We start from the raw sequence: 15,479 nt of genomic DNA on the forward strand, positions 1-15,479 counted from the left end.
CGTGCGATCAGTCCTGCAAGAAGGCACAATAACCGTCGGAACTATCATTTATGGAAGTGATGGAATGCGGCCGAGAAGATTGGATGGACGCAGTGATTGCGCGGTCGAGACCACGCTTTCTGTAATCGGCGGCTTGTGGAAACCGCTCATCCTCTACCACCTGATGGGGGGAACGAAGCGTTTCATGGAACTGAGCCGCCTCGTTCCGCGCGCCACTCAGCGGATGCTCACGCTACAGTTGCGCGAGTTGGAGGCCGACGGCGTGGTCACTCGCCAGGCTTTCGCCGAGGTCCCGCCACGGGTCGAGTATTCGCTTACAGACTTCGGTCGCACCCTCGCTCCCGTTCTTTCCGCCCTTCGCGGCTGGGGCGAGCGCTACCGTACCGAGCAGCAGGGACTGGAGCCGAGTGAGCCGTGCCCCGAGGTGGGCGGTGCGATCGGATAGATTGACCGGCTCGATCTTTTGCGATGGGTGTCGCGCGTCGTCACGCGGTGGGCAATGTGGCGCCTTGCGGGAGGCTCTTCGCCGCGCACCCATGTGGGCGTTGCCGCATGCCCCGCATGGTTCGCATTTAGCATCCACGCATAGACAGGCCATCGCCATAGACCTTCCGAGGCGTTGGCGATTGGGTGCTTGCGGCCGCGACCATCGCCACGAGTTGTTGCGGGTTGATCGGCTTGGGAGCCACGGCATCGAAGCCGGCCGCCATGAGATCGGTGTTAGCGCCAGCCATGGCGTCCGCCGTGAGCGCGATCACAGGCAGCTGACGGAGGTTTGGCCCGGCCGCGCGGATCTTCGCGAGCGCTTCGAACCCATCCATGATCGGCATGTGGACGTCGAGCAGCACAACATCGACCTGTTCACAGCCCAGTTTGTCCAGCGCGTCCGCTCCGTTCTCCGCAGTCACGAGAGAGGCACCGAACGCCTCGAGGATGGCGCGCGCGACTGCCAGGTTCACAGGGTTGTCGTCCGCCACCAGGACCCGCAAGCCCGCTAGGCTGACGCTCGACGCGTCGGGCGAGTCCGCAGGAGCGGGCTCTGTGACCGGCAGCGGCGCCCGCAGCGTAAAGACCGAACCCTCGCCTTCGCGGCTCGAAAGCCCGATCTCCCCGCCCATCAAGCTGGCAAGTTGTCTGCAGATCGCCAGGCCAAGGCCTGTCCCGCCGAACTTGCGCGCCGTAGTGGTGTCGACTTGCTGGAAGGGCTGAAACAGTCGCGCCTGCTCCGCCTCGGAAATGCCCAGCCCGGTGTCGGCGACGGCGACCTCACAGACATCGCCTTCCCCGGGACGGATCGACAGCCGAACTTCCCCCTTGGCCGTGAACTTCAGGGCATTGCCCATGAGGTTGTTCATGATCTGCCGCAGACGGGTGGGATCCCCGAGCACCCAACGCGGCGTTTCGGGCGCAAGATCATAGGTGAGGGTGACCCCCTTGGCGCGCGCGGCCTCGCTCCAAAGCGCATGGACCTGCTGCCCCAGGTCGTGAAGATCAAGAGCGATCGTCTCCAGCTCGAGTTTTCCAGCCTCGATTTTCGAGATGTCCAGAATGTCGTTCAAGATCACCATGAGCCCCTCGCCGGAGCGCTCCAGCATCTGCACGCGGCTCGCCTGATCTTCGTTCAGCTTCGTGAGCGTCAGCGCGTGAGCCATGCCCAAGACCCCGGTTAGCGGCGTGCGCAGCTCATGACTCATCATCGCCAGGAAGGCGGACTTCGACTGGTTCGCAGCGACGGCGGCCTGTGATTCGCGCACAAGGGCGTCTTGGCTTTCGCGCAAGGCCCGACGGTTCGCCAAGACCATGAGCGCAAGATACGTCAGGTGGACGAGCGCCAGCGCCTGGAACACGGCGACCGTCAGCAACTTCAGACCACTGGCAGCGCTCGCCCCGACGGTCAGGCCCACCATCATGAGGGCCGGCGGGATGGCGAACAGGGCCCCCGCCAGGGGCGAACGTAGTCCAAAAGTCTGCGCCGCAATGATCAGGCTCATCAGCAGCACCACGGCCATCACCTGAAAGGTCGGATCGCCAGAGGTCCAGTAGGGAAGCGCCATGAGCGTCCAGAGGACGCTGGTCGTCAGCATATCGGCGAAGCAATTGAGCCTTCGACGCGCGCCGCTGGCATGCGCGGGGGCGTCAGGGTTCCAGGCGACGTACTTCCAGAGGCCGGATACGGCCCCGGCCAACATCCAAGGGGCGGCCAGTTTCCAACCGAGATTTACCCCGAGGATGACGCCAAGCAAGACCGTGGAGGCTATGGTTAGAGGCGCCGTCCGGCGGACATCTACGGCGAGGTTGTTGAACTCCTCGTCCAGTTTTGAGGTGTTCATATTCACGGTCGAAGTCTCGAAATCTGCCTCTTGCGCAGATGAACTGAAGACCGCGGTGGTTAAAGACTACCTACTGGCGCCCGCGACACGCAGACGCAAAGGCCCTCGATACGGCAATCTCAGCCTTACAGGGACCGGCCCTTCACGCGGGGACGCCCCCTCGCAATCGGGCCTGGATCTTCGCCATGCCTCCGATCCAGTGGTCGTAGTTCTCGACCTTTCCACGCATGTAGTCGCGCACCACGGGGTGCGGAAGGATCAGGAAGGCCTCTTCTTCGATCCCCGCCAGGGCCGCCTTGGCGACCTCATCTGGGCTGAGAACGCCGTCCCCGAGCAGGAGGCCACCGGCTTCGCGCGGCAACAGCTGCGTGTCGACCGCTTGCGGGCAAAGCACCGACACGTGAACGCCGTGCGCGCGATGGGCGATAGCGAGGCTCTCGGCGAAGCCGATCGCGGCATGCTTGGTCGCCGAGTAGGTGGCGCTGCCCACCGCCGAGAGCACGCCAGCCGCCGAGACGGTGTTCAAGAAGTAGCCTCCGCCACGGGTACGCATGCGCGGCACGAGTTCTCGCGCGGCATAGACATGCGCCATCACGTTGACTTGCCAGCTCCGCTCCCAATGGTCGTTTGAGGCCCCAGCCACATTCTCACAGCGCATGTCCACGCCGACCATCACGCCGGCGTTGCTGCAAAATAAGCCGATCGGCCCGAGGCGCGCTTCGGTATCGGCAATGAGCGCCCTGACGTCGTCCTCGCAGGTGACGTCGCATTTCACGGCGACCCCGCCCACGCGGTCGGCGACCTCACGCGCGCGCTCGATGTCCAGGTCGGCGACGACGACCGAGCGGGCCTCCGCCGCATGCATCGCATCGCAGAGCGCTCTACCGATCCCGTTCGCGCCGCCGGTGATGACGACGACTTCCCCTCGAACCTGCACGCTCTTGCTCCCTCGGCGCCTGAAGCCGGCCCGACGGCTACGCTTCCCTGAACGCCCGCTGGCGAACCTAGGCTTCCGACCTTGGTGCGAGGATGGCCGTCTGCGCCCGGGTCTTGGCATTTCGCGCCATGCGGAGCTCAAACCGATCTGGAGGCGACGGCGCGCTCGCCCCGTGCCGCTGTCACCATTTCTCGGACCAGGGGCGTAGCACCACTTCGAACGCCCAAGTCGACCGATGCTGGCGATGGAGTTGCAGATAGGTCTCCGCAATACGATCCGGGTCGGCCATGTTGTCGTCGACGGTCGTTCCAGCCAGCCGATGGGCGCGACTCCCATCCTCCTGCGTCCATCCGATCGCGGCATCGATCGGTACGTTGGCGACGTGGATGCCCTGGGGCATCAGCTCGCGCGCCATGCTCTGGGCGAGCCCCGACTTCGCGTGGCAGGCCATGGCGAACGCTCCGCTGGTCGGAAAACCTTTGAGGGCGGCGCTGGCGTTCGTGAAGATGATGGTCCCCTTGCCGCCATTCGCCGCCACGCGATTGTTTCCCATCATCTTCGCGGCCTGCTGGCCGACGAGAAACGCGCTAAAGGCGGCGTTCCGAAGGGTCTCCAGGACCAGATGGGGCTCGGCCTCGACAATGCGTTTGCGGAAGATCCCATCCACGCGGCCATCGATGTTGTGCACGACCAGCGTGGGAGCGCCCAGGTCCTGCGCGACCTCCTGGAACAGCCGCGCTACCGCCGTCGGATCAGCAGCATCGCGGGCGTATAGATGCACTCCGTGAGAAGCCTCCAGCGCGCGAAGCACCGCCTTGTCTGGATAGCGGGCGGCGACGGCTACCCGCATGCCGTTTTGCGTGAAGAGCCGCGCGCAACTCGCGCTGATCCCCGGTCCGGCCCCAATGATCAGGGCGACGTCGGTTGAAGCGGCTTCGCCGCTGAGGGCTTCGAACTCGCTCATGTCATCCTCTCTCTGTCGATATCGCCGATCGGAGGGCCTGACGGCCCAATCCGGCGCGACCTCACGCCACGGACAAGACGATCTTGCCCGCGACCGAACGGGCTTCGAGGGCCTGATGGGCTTGGGCCGCCTCGCGGAGCGGGAAGGTCGCGCCGACCAAGGGTGAAAGGGCGCCTTCGCCGACGAGTCTCAGGACGGCGGCGAGATCCTGGCGGTAGGCAAGCGGACGCGCGTCTCGCCATGGCTGGCTCGAATAGGCGACGACACCTTGGCCTTTCGCAAACAGCCGCAGGCTGGAGAAGCTGGCGTTGAAGACCAGATCTGCGATCGCGCCCGGATTGACCCTACCATCCCGCGTCATGTCGTAGGCGCCGTAGACCACGCCGACGCCACCTGGACGCAAGGCCGCCATCGAGACCTTCTTGAAGTGCTTGCCGCCAATGTGGTCGAAGGCGGCCACGACACCACCCGCGCTCAGCGCGCGCGCCCGCTCCACCACGTCCTCGCGTCGGTAGTCGACCGGCTCTCCGCCGCGCGCCCGGATGACGTCCGCCTTGCTCGCCGAAGCGGTGCCGATGGTGCGAACCCCACTCAGCCTGGCCATTTCCAGCAGCAGGGTCCCCACACCGCCGGCGGCGCCGTGCACAAGCACCCACTCGCCGGCAGCCGGATTGGCGATGCGATGAAGCATCTGCCAGGCCGTAACGCCGTTCAGGACCGCCGCCACGAGCTTAGCGGCATCGACTCCTTCAGGCGCCGGCGCCAGCCATTCGGCCCTGACATTGCGCCGGGTCGCGTAGGATCCCGAAACGGTTACGCCGGCGACGCGCTGGCCTATCGCCAACCCATCGACGCCCCGGCCAACGGCCTCGACGCGGCCAACGAAATCGTAGCCCGGCGTCACCGGCAGGGACTGTCCCGAATAGACGCCCTGACGCATCATGATGTCCGCGTAGGCCACGCCAGCCGCCTCGATAGCGACGCTGATCTCACCGTCGCTGGGCGGGGGAAGGCGATGCTCCCGAACTTCCAGGACACTCGCCGCCCCCCTTTTCGGGACGTGCATTTCAACGGCGAGGTCACTCATCTCTCGGTCCTTGCTGTGTAGAGGGGCGCGGCGGCTAGGCCGGGAGCTTCATCTGCTTGCGCAGGCTCTTGTCGAAGGTGTCGGCTGGAACGAGTCGCCGCAGTACGCTGATCTGACGGGCGACCTTGCCGGCGGCGTAACGCCGACGCGGCCGCCTATCCGTCGCGGCGCGCAGGACGGCGTCCGCCACCCACTCCGGCGGATCTGCCGTCGACATGGCTTCCCGCATCACCTCGCGGGCGCTGGCCCGACTTTGATCGTACTCATGCAGAGCCGAGTCTGGATCGAGAGCATTCTGCTCGAAGACACTTCGCGTAAGCGCGGGCTCGATAAGGCTGACGCGGACATTGAAGGCTCGCACTTCGTGGTCCAGCGACTCCGAATAGCCTTCCAGAGCGTGCTTTGTGGCCGAGTAATGCGCCGAGTAAGGTGCCGGTATCAGCCCGAGCACGGAGCTGATGTTGATGATGCGCCCAGCCCCACCCTGCCGCATGATGGGAAGGACGGCGTTGGTGAGGCGCATCACGCCGTAGACGTTGACGTCGAACAGCGCCTGAACTTGGGCGATCGACGACTCTTCAGCCCCGCCCATCAATCCCAAACCAGCGTTGTTCACCAAGACGTCGATGCGCCCTGTCCTCGACAGCACGGCCGCTATCATGGCGTTCACCGACGCTTCGTCCGTCACGTCGCAGGCAAGCATCGAGACGTGCCTTGGCGTCATGTTGGTCGGTCGACGACTGGTTCCGAAGACGGTGAAGCCCTTGGCGGCCAGCGCCTCGGCCGTGGCTCGACCGATGCCCATGGAGGCGCCGGTGACAATCGCCGTTTTCCCGACGGGATGATTCATCTGCCCCCTTCCGGCTTTCGTTAGGCGCTGAGCCTTTGAATTATGGTCATACTATGAAATTATGTTCATACGCCAATAGGTCAAGCCTTATCGAGGGGCCATGCGCTACGAAAAAGGTCGCAAGGACGTATCGCGCCGACGGATCACGGAGGTGGCGGCCGCACAATTCCGCCGGCAAGGCATCGCCGCCTCCGGCCTGGCCGCGATCATGGAAGAAGCCGGGCTCACCAACGGCGCGTTCTACCCGCACTTCAAATCCAAGACCGATTTGATCCGTGAGAGCCTGGCGACCGCATTGGATGACCAGACAGAGCAGATGCGTCGGGCGGTGGCCGTCGGCGGCTTGGAGGCTGTGCTCTCCATCTACCTGTCGGCGGACCACCGCGATCACCCGGAAACGGGGTGTGCGGCGGCGGCCTTGCTGCCGGAAGTCGCTCGGCAGCCTTCCGAGACGCGAGACCTCTTCGCCGATCGGCTCGCATCGCTCGTGAGGGAGTTTGCTGACACACTTCCGCCGCGGACACGCGACCCGTCGGCGGTCGCGCTCGGGATCTATGCCGCCTTGATCGGGGCGCTGCAGTTGGCGCGCGCGGTGCCGTCGAAGGCGTTCTCAGACCGCATTCTCGCCGCTGGCGCGGACGCTGCACGCGCCGTGGCGCGAGCGGCGACTGCCGTCGAGGAGTAGTCCGACTCGCAGCGAACGTGGCGCAAAATGCCAATATGAAGGCGCGCCGGGTCATCCCCGGCCGAGCCCTCGCCGCCTAGTCTGACCCTTCCGAAGAGGCCATCCAAAGACGGATGGGGAGGTTAGACTATGGCCGATGGTTCGATCATGCAGTCCGCTGCGGAGCGCGCGCAATCCATCCCCTTGGAGGAGATTGACGTAAGCCAACTGGAGCTTTGGCGCACCGACAGCCACTGGCCCTATTTCGAGCGGCTGCGGCGCGAGGCGCCGGTGCACTACTGCCGCGAAAGCCAGTTCGGGCCCTACTGGTCCATCACCAAGTACAACGACATCATGGCCGTCGACACCAATCACCAGGTGTTCTCGTCAGAGGCGGCGCTCGGGGGCATCCTCATCGACGACCAAACGCCCGAGCTGAGCTTCCGCAACTTTATCGCCATGGACCCGCCCGACCATGACGCGCAGCGCAAGGCGGTCAGTCCGGCGGTGTCGCCGTTGAACCTGCAGCGGATGGAGCCGCTGATCCGGGAACGGGCCGGGCGGATCCTCGACGAGCTGCCGCGCGGCGAGACGTTCGACTGGGTTGACCGCGTGTCGATCGAGCTCACCACCCAGATGCTCGCCACCTTGTTCGATTTCCCCTTCGAACAGCGCCGCAAGCTGACCTATTGGTCCGACGTCGCCACGACAGTGCCGGGCCCCGGCCGCTTGGTCGAGACCTATGAGGAAAAGTTCGCTCAGGGCGGCGAATGCCTGGCGGCGTTCACAGAGCTCTGGAACCAGCGCGTGAACGCGCCCCCGGCCGGTGATCTGATCTCCATGCTGGCGCACAACGACGCGACCCGGAACATGACGCCCAGCGAATTCCTGGGGAACCTGATCCTGCTAATCGTCGGCGGCAATGACACCACGCGTAACAGCATCTCAGGCTCGCTTTATGCTCTGAACAAGAACCCCGACCAGTATCAGAAGCTGCGCGACAACCCGGCTCTCATCCCCTCCATGGTCTCCGAGGCGATCCGCTGGCAGACCCCGCTCGCCCACATGCGCCGCACCGCGCTCGAAGACGTCGAGTTCCGGGGCAAGCTCATCCGCAAGGGCGACAAGGTGGTCATGTGGTACGTCTCGGGGAACCGCGATGACGAGGTGATCGAGAACCCGAACGCCTTCATCATCGATCGCGAGCGGCCTCGTCAGCACATGTCGTTCGGCTATGGCATCCACCGCTGTGTCGGCAATCGCCTGGCCGAGCTGCAGTTGAAGATCGTCTGGGAAGAGCTCTTCAAGCGCTTCCCCTTCGTGGAAGTCGTCGGGGAGCCGGAGCGAGTGCCAAGCTCGTTCGTGAAAGGCTACGTGAACCTGCCGGTCCGCATCCCCGCCTGACCCGTTCCGCCCACTATCGTTACGCCCTCGGAGAACCGGCTTGCCCGTCATCACCTACATTGAAGATAGCGGCGCTGAGCACCGCGTGACCTTGCAGTCCGGCGTCAGCCTCATGCAGGGGGCCGTGGCCCACAACGTGCCCGGCATCGACGCAGACTGCGGCGGAGCCTGCGCGTGCGCCACCTGCCACATCTTCGTGGACCCCGCGTGGGGGCCCTTGGTCGGGCCGCGTAACGAGATGGAGGCCTCGATGCTCGATTTCGCGGACGGCGTGCAGGAAACGTCACGCTTGGCTTGTCAGATTCAGGTCAGCGACGCCCTCGACGGATTGGTGGTCCGCCTGCCCGCCGCGCAGCACTGAGGCGGCCGCCCCCTGGCTCAGGAGTTCCAGCGTACAGAGCCGTCGGCTCCGCCGGTTAGACCGAGGCGATGGCGAGATCTCGTCCCTTCATGGCATCTTGGCGCGATGGCCGAGTTCCTCGAACAGCTGCCGATGCCCTTAGCCTACTTCAGGCTCATCCTGCGCGGCTTCGGCGACACGCCGGCACGCCGCGAGGCGATCCTCGCCGGAACAGGTGTCAGCGAGGAGATGCTGCTCGATCCCTCGGCCGAGATCAGTCTTCGCCACCAGATCGTGCAGATTGAGAACCTCATCGGGCTGTTCGGCGAGGGTTGGGCGCTGCGCGCGCCGGCCCTTTGGAATAGCACCACCTCGCATGGCCCGTTGGGCGTTGCGGGCCTCGCGGCTCCCGACCTGGCGACCATGATGGACCTGATCGCCCGCTTCGGTTTCGTCCGCGCGCCGTTCCACAGAACCTCGCTCCGGCGCGGCGCAAATTGGTGCCAGCTCGACTTTGATCTGACCGTCGACATCGAGGAGCGCCTCTGGCGCTCAATGATGGAGATCGCCTTCATCGGGATACGGGCGGGGATCGGAGCCGTCCTAGCGGCCCCCCCGACGCAGGCCAGGTTCTTCTTCGCGTGCGCAGAGCCGGACCATGCGCGCGAGGTTCGCGCCGTCCTTGGCGACGGTGTGGTCTACCGTGCGCGCGGCAACGCGATCCGGTTTCCCGCCGCCTGGCTCAAGCTTCCTTCCCCCTTCGCCGATGCTGCGCTCTACGCCGTCGCCGTCCGCGAACTGCAGGAAGCCAAGGCGCGGATAGCCGTTCCGGTGGATTTGTTGGGCCGGGTCGAGCGAATCTTGAAGTCGCAGCCGGCAGGCCGCCTCGCCGCGGATGAAGTCGCCCGACTGACCGGCGTGTCGCGACGGACCTTGGTTCGTCGCTTGTCCGAAGCCGGCACGGGATATCGCGAACTCCTAGACCGAGAACTGCGGGGGCGCGCCGAACGGCTCCTGCAGGAGGACAGCCTGTCTCACGCCCGCATCGCGGAAGAGCTGGGCTACACCGATCCATCCAGCTTCAGCAGGGCCTGCCGCCGATGGTTCGGCCGCGCATCGCAAGTCAGTCGATAGACCGCTGCGCGCCTCCGTCTGAACCCTGGTGAGCAACGAAACCAAATCGCGCATCGCGCCAGAGGACCATCGACGGATGACCACGCAGGCCAAGATTATCGCCATCCTTACGGCAAAGCCCGCGAAGGCCGCGCAATTGGAGGCCCTGCTTCGGGATCTCGGCCGCGCCAGCCGCGCCGAGCCTGGCAACGTGCGTTGGGACATATGGCGCGACCGCGATGACCCGAACCGGTTCGTCTTGGACGAACTTTACCGCGACGCCGCGGCGGTCGACGCGCATCGTGCCGCGCCCTACTTCCAGGACTACCTCTCCCGTGTCGGCGCGCTTGCCGAACGCCTCGCGATCGTTGGGCATCCGGTCGATGTGACCTAAAGCTGCTCGATGTCCTGAGCATGATCGGCGGCTTGCCTTGGAAGCCATCGAGCATCGGGGCGCGCGAGCCGCCAGGTAGCCCAACCCTTTCGCAGTCCAGGTTCCGTCGTCGATCCGTGCGTCGGACCGTCGGTTTGCGTCCCAGCCGCTGCGCGCTTCGCGAAGCATTGACAATGAGGATGTCAATCAACATGCTGATGGCGTCGATCCCACAGATGAAGGGGTCAGACTGGCGGCCATGGGAATGCAGTCGACCTGTGCATACGCCGCTGCCGGCAACAGCTGACCGCTTGGTGACAGGAGCGCCTTATGAGCGACCGCCATCTGGACACGGGCACCGAGGAACTGGTCGCGCAGGTGCGAGACGGGGTCGCGATCCTTACGCTGAACCGGCCGCAGGCCCGCAACGCACTCTCGGATCGGCTGACGCCCGCACTGCGCGCAGCCATCGCGGCGTGCGACAGCGACCCTGAGGTGGGCGCGCTTCTGATCACTGGTTCCGGTGGGGCGTTCTGCGCCGGCGGTGATGTTAAGGATATGGGGTCCTCGACACCGCCAGCCCGCACCTCGCAACAGGCGCGAATATCGGATCTAGTCCAGCGGCAGCGGGCGTTGACGGGCGCCTTGGTTCAGTCCCGAAAGCCGAGCATCGCCGCCCTACCCGGGCCGGCCGCCGGCGCTGGTCTCTCGCTCGCGCTCGCCTGCGACCTGCGCCTCGCCGCCGCCAGCGCCTTCGTGCGCACGGCCTATGTGCGCATTGGCCTGCCCGGAGACTACGGCATCAGTTGGCTGCTGGTACGGGCGGTGGGGCCAGCCCGGGCGCGTGAACTGATGCTGCTGTCGGAAGATCTCGATGCTGAGCGCTGCCACCAACTAGGCCTCGTGAACCGAGTCCTGCCGGACGACGAATTGCAGACTGCCGCCTTCGCCCTCGCCGCACGCCTGGCCGCCGGGCCACGCCAAGCCATAGGTCTCATCAAGTCCAATCTGGACGACGCGACACGCCTCGACTTCCTCGGCTCGTTGGACGGTGAGGCGGTGCGCATGATTGCGCACGGCGGCTCGGCGGAGACGCGCGAAGCGATCCGCGCCTTCCTGGAACGACGATCCCCAAATTTCGAAGGAACGCGCGCCGCTGGGCCGGTCGGGAGCGGGCGCTTCTGGCTACTGGACCACATCTCGGCATGAGGTAACCAGTGACTTCCTCATCATGCCGGGGACTTCCAATTTCTAGTTATTGGTCCGTGAGCTGAGGTCACACCGGCCGAAAAAATGCCGACGGTTCTGTGGGAACCGCCGGCGAAGGTATTCCAGACCGTCCCCTGCTAGGCGCAAAGGGCGACCGGGGGAAAGGCGACGGAACGCCGGAGCCCGGCCGGTATCGTCCCACGATAGAGGATAGTCCGCAGACTCCGTCGACCGCCAGCCATCTGCATGATATTGAACATCCAGAAATTCAATGACCTCAAACGACGTCGCCGAGCCTAGCCGCTTGACCCTCCATCATCTCGACTTCGCGGGCCGTCGGCCGGGTGACACGGATGGCCACGTTCTTGTGGTACGGAGTCTTGGCGATGGGATCGCAGTCGTTGCAATCGGTGAGAATGTTCAACCGTGGCCCCACCGTCACCTGGCCGTCGGGAGTGTCGTAGATTTGGCCATAGCCATGGGGCAGCGAGGCCTGGCCCGGGCGGAGCTTGTCGTCGATCTCTGCCTTGACCACGATCCGCCCGATACGGGTCTCGACCACCATCCATTCGCCGGGTTGGCCACCTGCGGCGGCAAGATCGTCCGGGTGAAGGTGCAGCGCGCCGTGCGGGTCGGTCTTTCGCCAGCGCGGGTCACGGATGATCTGATTGGCGTTGTAGTTGCGCCGCTGGCCTCCGATCAGCATCAGCGGATAGTCCGGATCCGGCGCGACGTCGGCCGGATCGAGTCGCCGCAACCAGTCGAGCATTTCGGGGACAGCCAGGCGGACGCGGCGGTCCGGATGCTTCATGAGACTCCAGGAGCCCTCGTATCCTAGGTCACAGAAGGCGACGCTCGATCGTTCCCTCAGTATGGCCGCGAACAGGTTCTCGCCGAGTTCGAAGCCCTCGCCTTCGATGCCGGCGCGGCGGACGCTCTCGCTGAAGTCGGCTGCGAAGCGATGAGTGGGAAGCCACCACGCTGCGGCCGCGGCAGCTCCGTCCGGAAGCGTCGGGCCCAGGGTCTCGTAGAGGATCACCGCCGCAATCGCCGCATATTTCGTGTCGGCGCGGATCAACGCGCGGAACGCCTGCGCGAAGGCTTGGCGATCGCTCGCAGCCAAGGTCCGGAGTTCTGCGAGGGTCTGGTCGTCCGGCAAGTCGCCCATGGCGCGTAGGATCCGCGTGTAGATTTCACCCTCGACGAGGGTGCCCTCAAGGGGGGAGAACAGCGGGGCCCGGAGATGGAAGTAGTTGCGCGGGTACTCGTAGGTGAAGAGGGTGTTCTCCCACTTCTCGAACTGGTTGGCCGCAGGCAGCACATAGTCGGCCTGCCGGGCAGTCTCGGTCATGGCCACGTCGATCACCACCATCAGGTCGAGCGAGCGGAACGCCTGCTCGATCAGGGCAGTGTTGGTGGCGCTATTGGCTGGATTGGCGGAGTCCACGAAGAACGCCCGCAGCCGCTCGGGATGGTCCGTGAGGATCTGCGCGGGCAGCGTGTTGGGTGGCAAGAGTCCGGCGATCTTCAACTGCCCAGTCACCGGCGCGACATCGTCCGGCCGAGAGTGGCCCATGAGCGGCGCAAGCCAGGCATGGAGCCCGTTGGCGCCGCGCTTGGCGAAGTTCCCGGTCACCAGGAACAGCAGCTTTTCGAGATAGGAGTTAAGCGTCGAGTTGCGCGCCTGCTGCAGGCCCACGTCCACCCTAACGGTCATGGAGGGTGCAGCGAGGATCAAGTCCACTGCCGCTTCAACGTCGGCGCGCGGCACATCGGTGGCCCGGATCCAATCGTCCACCGGGATCCTCAGCAGCGCATGGCGCACATCGTCGAACCCGACAGTATGCTCGGCGATGAAGGCGCGATCTTCGCCGCTGCGGCGGACAATCAGGGCGAGGATGGCGCCCAGGAGGAATGCGTCAGTCCCCGGGCGGAGCCGTAGGTGAAGGTCGGCGTGCTCGGCCACCTCCGTGCGCCGCGGATCGATGACCATGAGCTTGCGGGCGGGATCTTTGCGGATTTCGGCGATCGCCTCGCGGGCTCGAGTGAAGCCGTTGGCCATCCAGGGGTTGCTGCCCAGCACCACCAGGAGGTCCGTGTGATCGACATCCTCCGCGGTATGGCAGTTCTGGGCTCCGAACACCTCCCCATTGACCCAGTAGTCGCCGGTCTTCTCTTGGGACAGGGCGTTGTAGAAGATCGAGGAGCCCATCGCCTTGGAGAGCGCCAGGCCGTAGGGGCCGCCCAGGGTGTTGCCCTGCCCGCCGCCGCCGTAGAAGCCGAAGGCATAGCCGCCGTGCTCGGCGCGGATGGCGTTGAGCTTCTCTGCTATCTCGCGGACCGCGGTGTCCCAGTCGATCGGTTCGAAGCCGCCAGCTGGCGTTCGGCGCAGCGGCGTCGTCAGCCGATGCGCCGTATTGTTGTTGTAGAAGGGGACACGCCCCGCCTTCTGGCAGAGATAGCCGCGGGACCTCGGATTGTCGCGGTCACCGCGGACCTTGGCGATCTGCCGATCCTGGATCTCAACCTCGAGGCCGCAGTTCACATAGCACAGGATGCAGGCGGTCTTGCGGGTCTCGGCAGCGCTCATCGCCATCCTCCAGGTCCATCGCCGCGCCGCTCACTGGCGATACGGCCCTCACGCAAGGCGGCCGAAGCGCCGCGCGACGACTAGCGCCGAGCGCCTTGCCGGACGACGGCCCCGGATTTTGAGGGGGCGCGCCCGAGCGGACCAACGAAGCGCGCAGTCTATCACTTCCCAAATCATAGTGACAACTTCCTATTTCATAGTTATAGATCTGCCTGAGGAAATTCAGCCAGAGATCTCCCATGAGCCTGAGCGACCATCCATCAGTGCAGCGTCATCGCAGCGCTGGGGCGGCGCCTCGCGCGAACGCGCCGCTGACCGAAGCAGAGGTGCTGCAGCTGTGCCGCGATTGTGGGGCCGATGACGTCGCGCTGCTTTCAGCGGACGACCCCGCCATCGCCGCTCAGAGGAACGAAATCGAGCGCATCTTCCCCGAGGCTCGTACGGTCGTGAGCTTCGTCTGCCAAATGAACCGTGAGCCGGTTCGCGCCACTGTTCGCTCGATTGCGAACCAGGAGTTCCACGAGACTTACGACAGCGTGAACGAGACAGCGCGGACATTCGTGCGGGAACTGCAGAACCGCGGCCACCGGGCTGTGAACGCCGTCGCGGCCTTCCCGATGGAGCAGGACAACTTCCCCGGCAAGAACTGGGCCTTGTCGCATAAGCCGATCGCCGTTGCGGCGGGGCTGGGCAAGATGGGGCTGCACCGCTGTGTGATTCACCCGAAGTTCGGCAGCTTCGTTCTGCTCGGCACCATCCTGCTCGCGGACGAGGTCCGGGCCGAGAAGCGCGTGCTGGACTACAACCCCTGCCTGGAGTGCAAGCTGTGCGTGGCTGCCTGTCCCGTCGAAGCGATCGGCGTCGACGGCAGCTTCAACATGCTGTCCTGTTACACGCACAACTACCGGGAGTTTCTCGGCGGTTTCGGCGACTGGGTGGAGACGATCGCCGACTCGAAGTCGGCCGATGAGTATCGCGAGCGCGTCCCGCTGAACGAGACGGCCTCGATGTGGCAAAGCCTCAGTTTCAAGCCCAGCTACAAGGCGGCCTTCTGCATCTCGGTCTGCCCGGCGGGCGAGGACGTCCTCGGCCCCTTCCTCGAGGATCGAGCCGCCTTCGTGGACCGGTTCGTCAAGCCGCTGCAGGACAAGTCGGAGACGATCTACGTCCTGGACGGGTCCGATGCGCAGGACATCGTCGCCAAGAAGTTCCCAAACAAGAAGGTGAAAACCGTCTCCTGGATGAACGTGGAGCCGACGGGCCCAAGTTTGCTCTTTGGCATGCGCCTGAGTTTTCAGCGCCGGCGGTCCAAGGGCCTCGACGCCACCTTCCACATGCACTTCACGGGGCCGCGTGCGATCTCCGGCACGGTCAGCGTCCGCCGTTTGGCCGTCGACTTGGACTTCGGTCTCAAGGGCGTCGCCGACGTGGTGCTGCGTGTCTCCGGTCCCACCTGGGTTGAGCTCCTTTCACGCAAGCTCTCCGTGCCGGACGCGATGGCCGATGGCCGGCTGGAGGTGGAGGGTGACGCGGAACTGGTGACCCGTCTCGTGGAATGCTACCCGCGCTATGGGCGTGTGGCGCAGGATGGATCGGTCGCGGAGCCGGCGTGACGCGC

Annotated in this window: 14 protein-coding genes; 8 read left to right on the plus strand and 6 right to left on the minus strand. The window is 65.2% G+C overall.

Translation table 11 applies throughout. The features are described 5' to 3' along the window. Positions 1-64 precede the first annotated feature (64 nt). A complete protein-coding gene (locus ACO2Q3_RS24240) occupies positions 65-445 on the plus strand; it encodes a winged helix-turn-helix transcriptional regulator (protein ID WP_423311617.1) in 381 nt (126 codons plus the stop codon). Between the two features lie 127 nt (positions 446-572). Here ACO2Q3_RS24240 and ACO2Q3_RS24245 read toward each other — a convergent pair whose 3' ends face one another. The 5 genes from ACO2Q3_RS24245 to ACO2Q3_RS24265 form a co-directional block, all read right to left on the minus strand. Beyond that, entirely contained in the window at positions 573-2,330 is a 1,758-nt protein-coding gene (locus tag ACO2Q3_RS24245; RefSeq protein WP_423311618.1) for an ATP-binding protein, read from the minus strand. A gap of 142 nt (positions 2,331-2,472) precedes the next feature. Further along, positions 2,473-3,267 (minus strand): SDR family oxidoreductase, encoded by a 795-nt coding sequence (locus tag ACO2Q3_RS24250; RefSeq protein WP_423311404.1) that lies wholly within the window; start codon positions 3,265-3,267, stop codon positions 2,473-2,475. A gap of 181 nt (positions 3,268-3,448) precedes the next feature. Then, positions 3,449-4,231 carry an SDR family oxidoreductase gene (locus tag ACO2Q3_RS24255; protein ID WP_423311406.1) on the minus strand — a complete coding sequence of 261 codons (783 nt, stop codon included), beginning with the start codon at positions 4,229-4,231 and terminating at the stop codon, positions 3,449-3,451. A gap of 61 nt (positions 4,232-4,292) precedes the next feature. Further along, positions 4,293-5,318 carry a medium chain dehydrogenase/reductase family protein gene (locus tag ACO2Q3_RS24260; RefSeq protein WP_423311408.1) on the minus strand — a complete coding sequence of 342 codons (1,026 nt, stop codon included), beginning with the start codon at positions 5,316-5,318 and terminating at the stop codon, positions 4,293-4,295. Between the two features lie 34 nt (positions 5,319-5,352). Further along, the gene (locus tag ACO2Q3_RS24265) at positions 5,353-6,168 is read right to left on the minus strand and encodes an oxidoreductase (protein ID WP_423311410.1); all 816 of its coding nucleotides are present in this window, start codon (positions 6,166-6,168) and stop codon (positions 5,353-5,355) included. A 100-nt stretch (positions 6,169-6,268) separates the two neighbouring features. Here ACO2Q3_RS24265 and ACO2Q3_RS24270 point away from each other — a divergent pair, with 100 nt between their 5' ends. The 6 genes from ACO2Q3_RS24270 to ACO2Q3_RS24295 all read left to right on the plus strand — a co-directional run bounded on the left by ACO2Q3_RS24270 (position 6,269) and on the right by ACO2Q3_RS24295 (position 11,271). Next, positions 6,269-6,853, plus strand: coding sequence for a TetR/AcrR family transcriptional regulator (locus tag ACO2Q3_RS24270; protein ID WP_423311412.1), 585 nt, complete (start codon positions 6,269-6,271; stop codon positions 6,851-6,853). Positions 6,854-6,982: 129 nt separating this feature from the next. Next, on the plus strand, positions 6,983-8,236 hold the full coding sequence (locus tag ACO2Q3_RS24275; protein ID WP_423311414.1) for a cytochrome P450: 1,254 nt from the start codon (positions 6,983-6,985) through the stop codon (positions 8,234-8,236). Between the two features lie 40 nt (positions 8,237-8,276). Further along, positions 8,277-8,597 (plus strand): 2Fe-2S iron-sulfur cluster-binding protein, encoded by a 321-nt coding sequence (locus ACO2Q3_RS24280; protein WP_423311416.1) that lies wholly within the window; start codon positions 8,277-8,279, stop codon positions 8,595-8,597. Positions 8,598-8,702: 105 nt separating this feature from the next. After that, entirely contained in the window at positions 8,703-9,710 is a 1,008-nt protein-coding gene (locus ACO2Q3_RS24285) for an AraC family transcriptional regulator ligand-binding domain-containing protein (RefSeq protein WP_423311418.1), read from the plus strand. A gap of 28 nt (positions 9,711-9,738) precedes the next feature. Further along, positions 9,739-10,083, plus strand: a complete 345-nt coding sequence (locus tag ACO2Q3_RS24290; protein ID WP_423311420.1) for a putative quinol monooxygenase — start codon at positions 9,739-9,741, stop codon at positions 10,081-10,083. A gap of 309 nt (positions 10,084-10,392) precedes the next feature. After that, the gene (locus ACO2Q3_RS24295; protein WP_423311422.1) at positions 10,393-11,271 is read left to right on the plus strand and encodes an enoyl-CoA hydratase-related protein; all 879 of its coding nucleotides are present in this window, start codon (positions 10,393-10,395) and stop codon (positions 11,269-11,271) included. A gap of 277 nt (positions 11,272-11,548) precedes the next feature. Here ACO2Q3_RS24295 and ACO2Q3_RS24300 read toward each other — a convergent pair whose 3' ends face one another. Further along, complete coding sequence (locus ACO2Q3_RS24300; RefSeq protein WP_423311424.1) at positions 11,549-13,861, minus strand: molybdopterin-dependent oxidoreductase; 2,313 nt, start codon at positions 13,859-13,861, stop codon at positions 11,549-11,551. 239 nt (positions 13,862-14,100) lie between these two features. On the opposite strand from ACO2Q3_RS24300, the gene ACO2Q3_RS24305 reads away from it, so the two are divergent. Beyond that, complete coding sequence (locus ACO2Q3_RS24305; protein WP_423311426.1) at positions 14,101-15,474, plus strand: SCP2 sterol-binding domain-containing protein; 1,374 nt, start codon at positions 14,101-14,103, stop codon at positions 15,472-15,474. Positions 15,475-15,479: the final 5 nt, after the last annotated feature.

Origin of the sequence: Caulobacter sp. KR2-114, from assembly GCF_049446115.1 — a bacterium.
Taxonomy (GTDB): domain Bacteria; phylum Pseudomonadota; class Alphaproteobacteria; order Caulobacterales; family Caulobacteraceae; genus Acaudatibacter.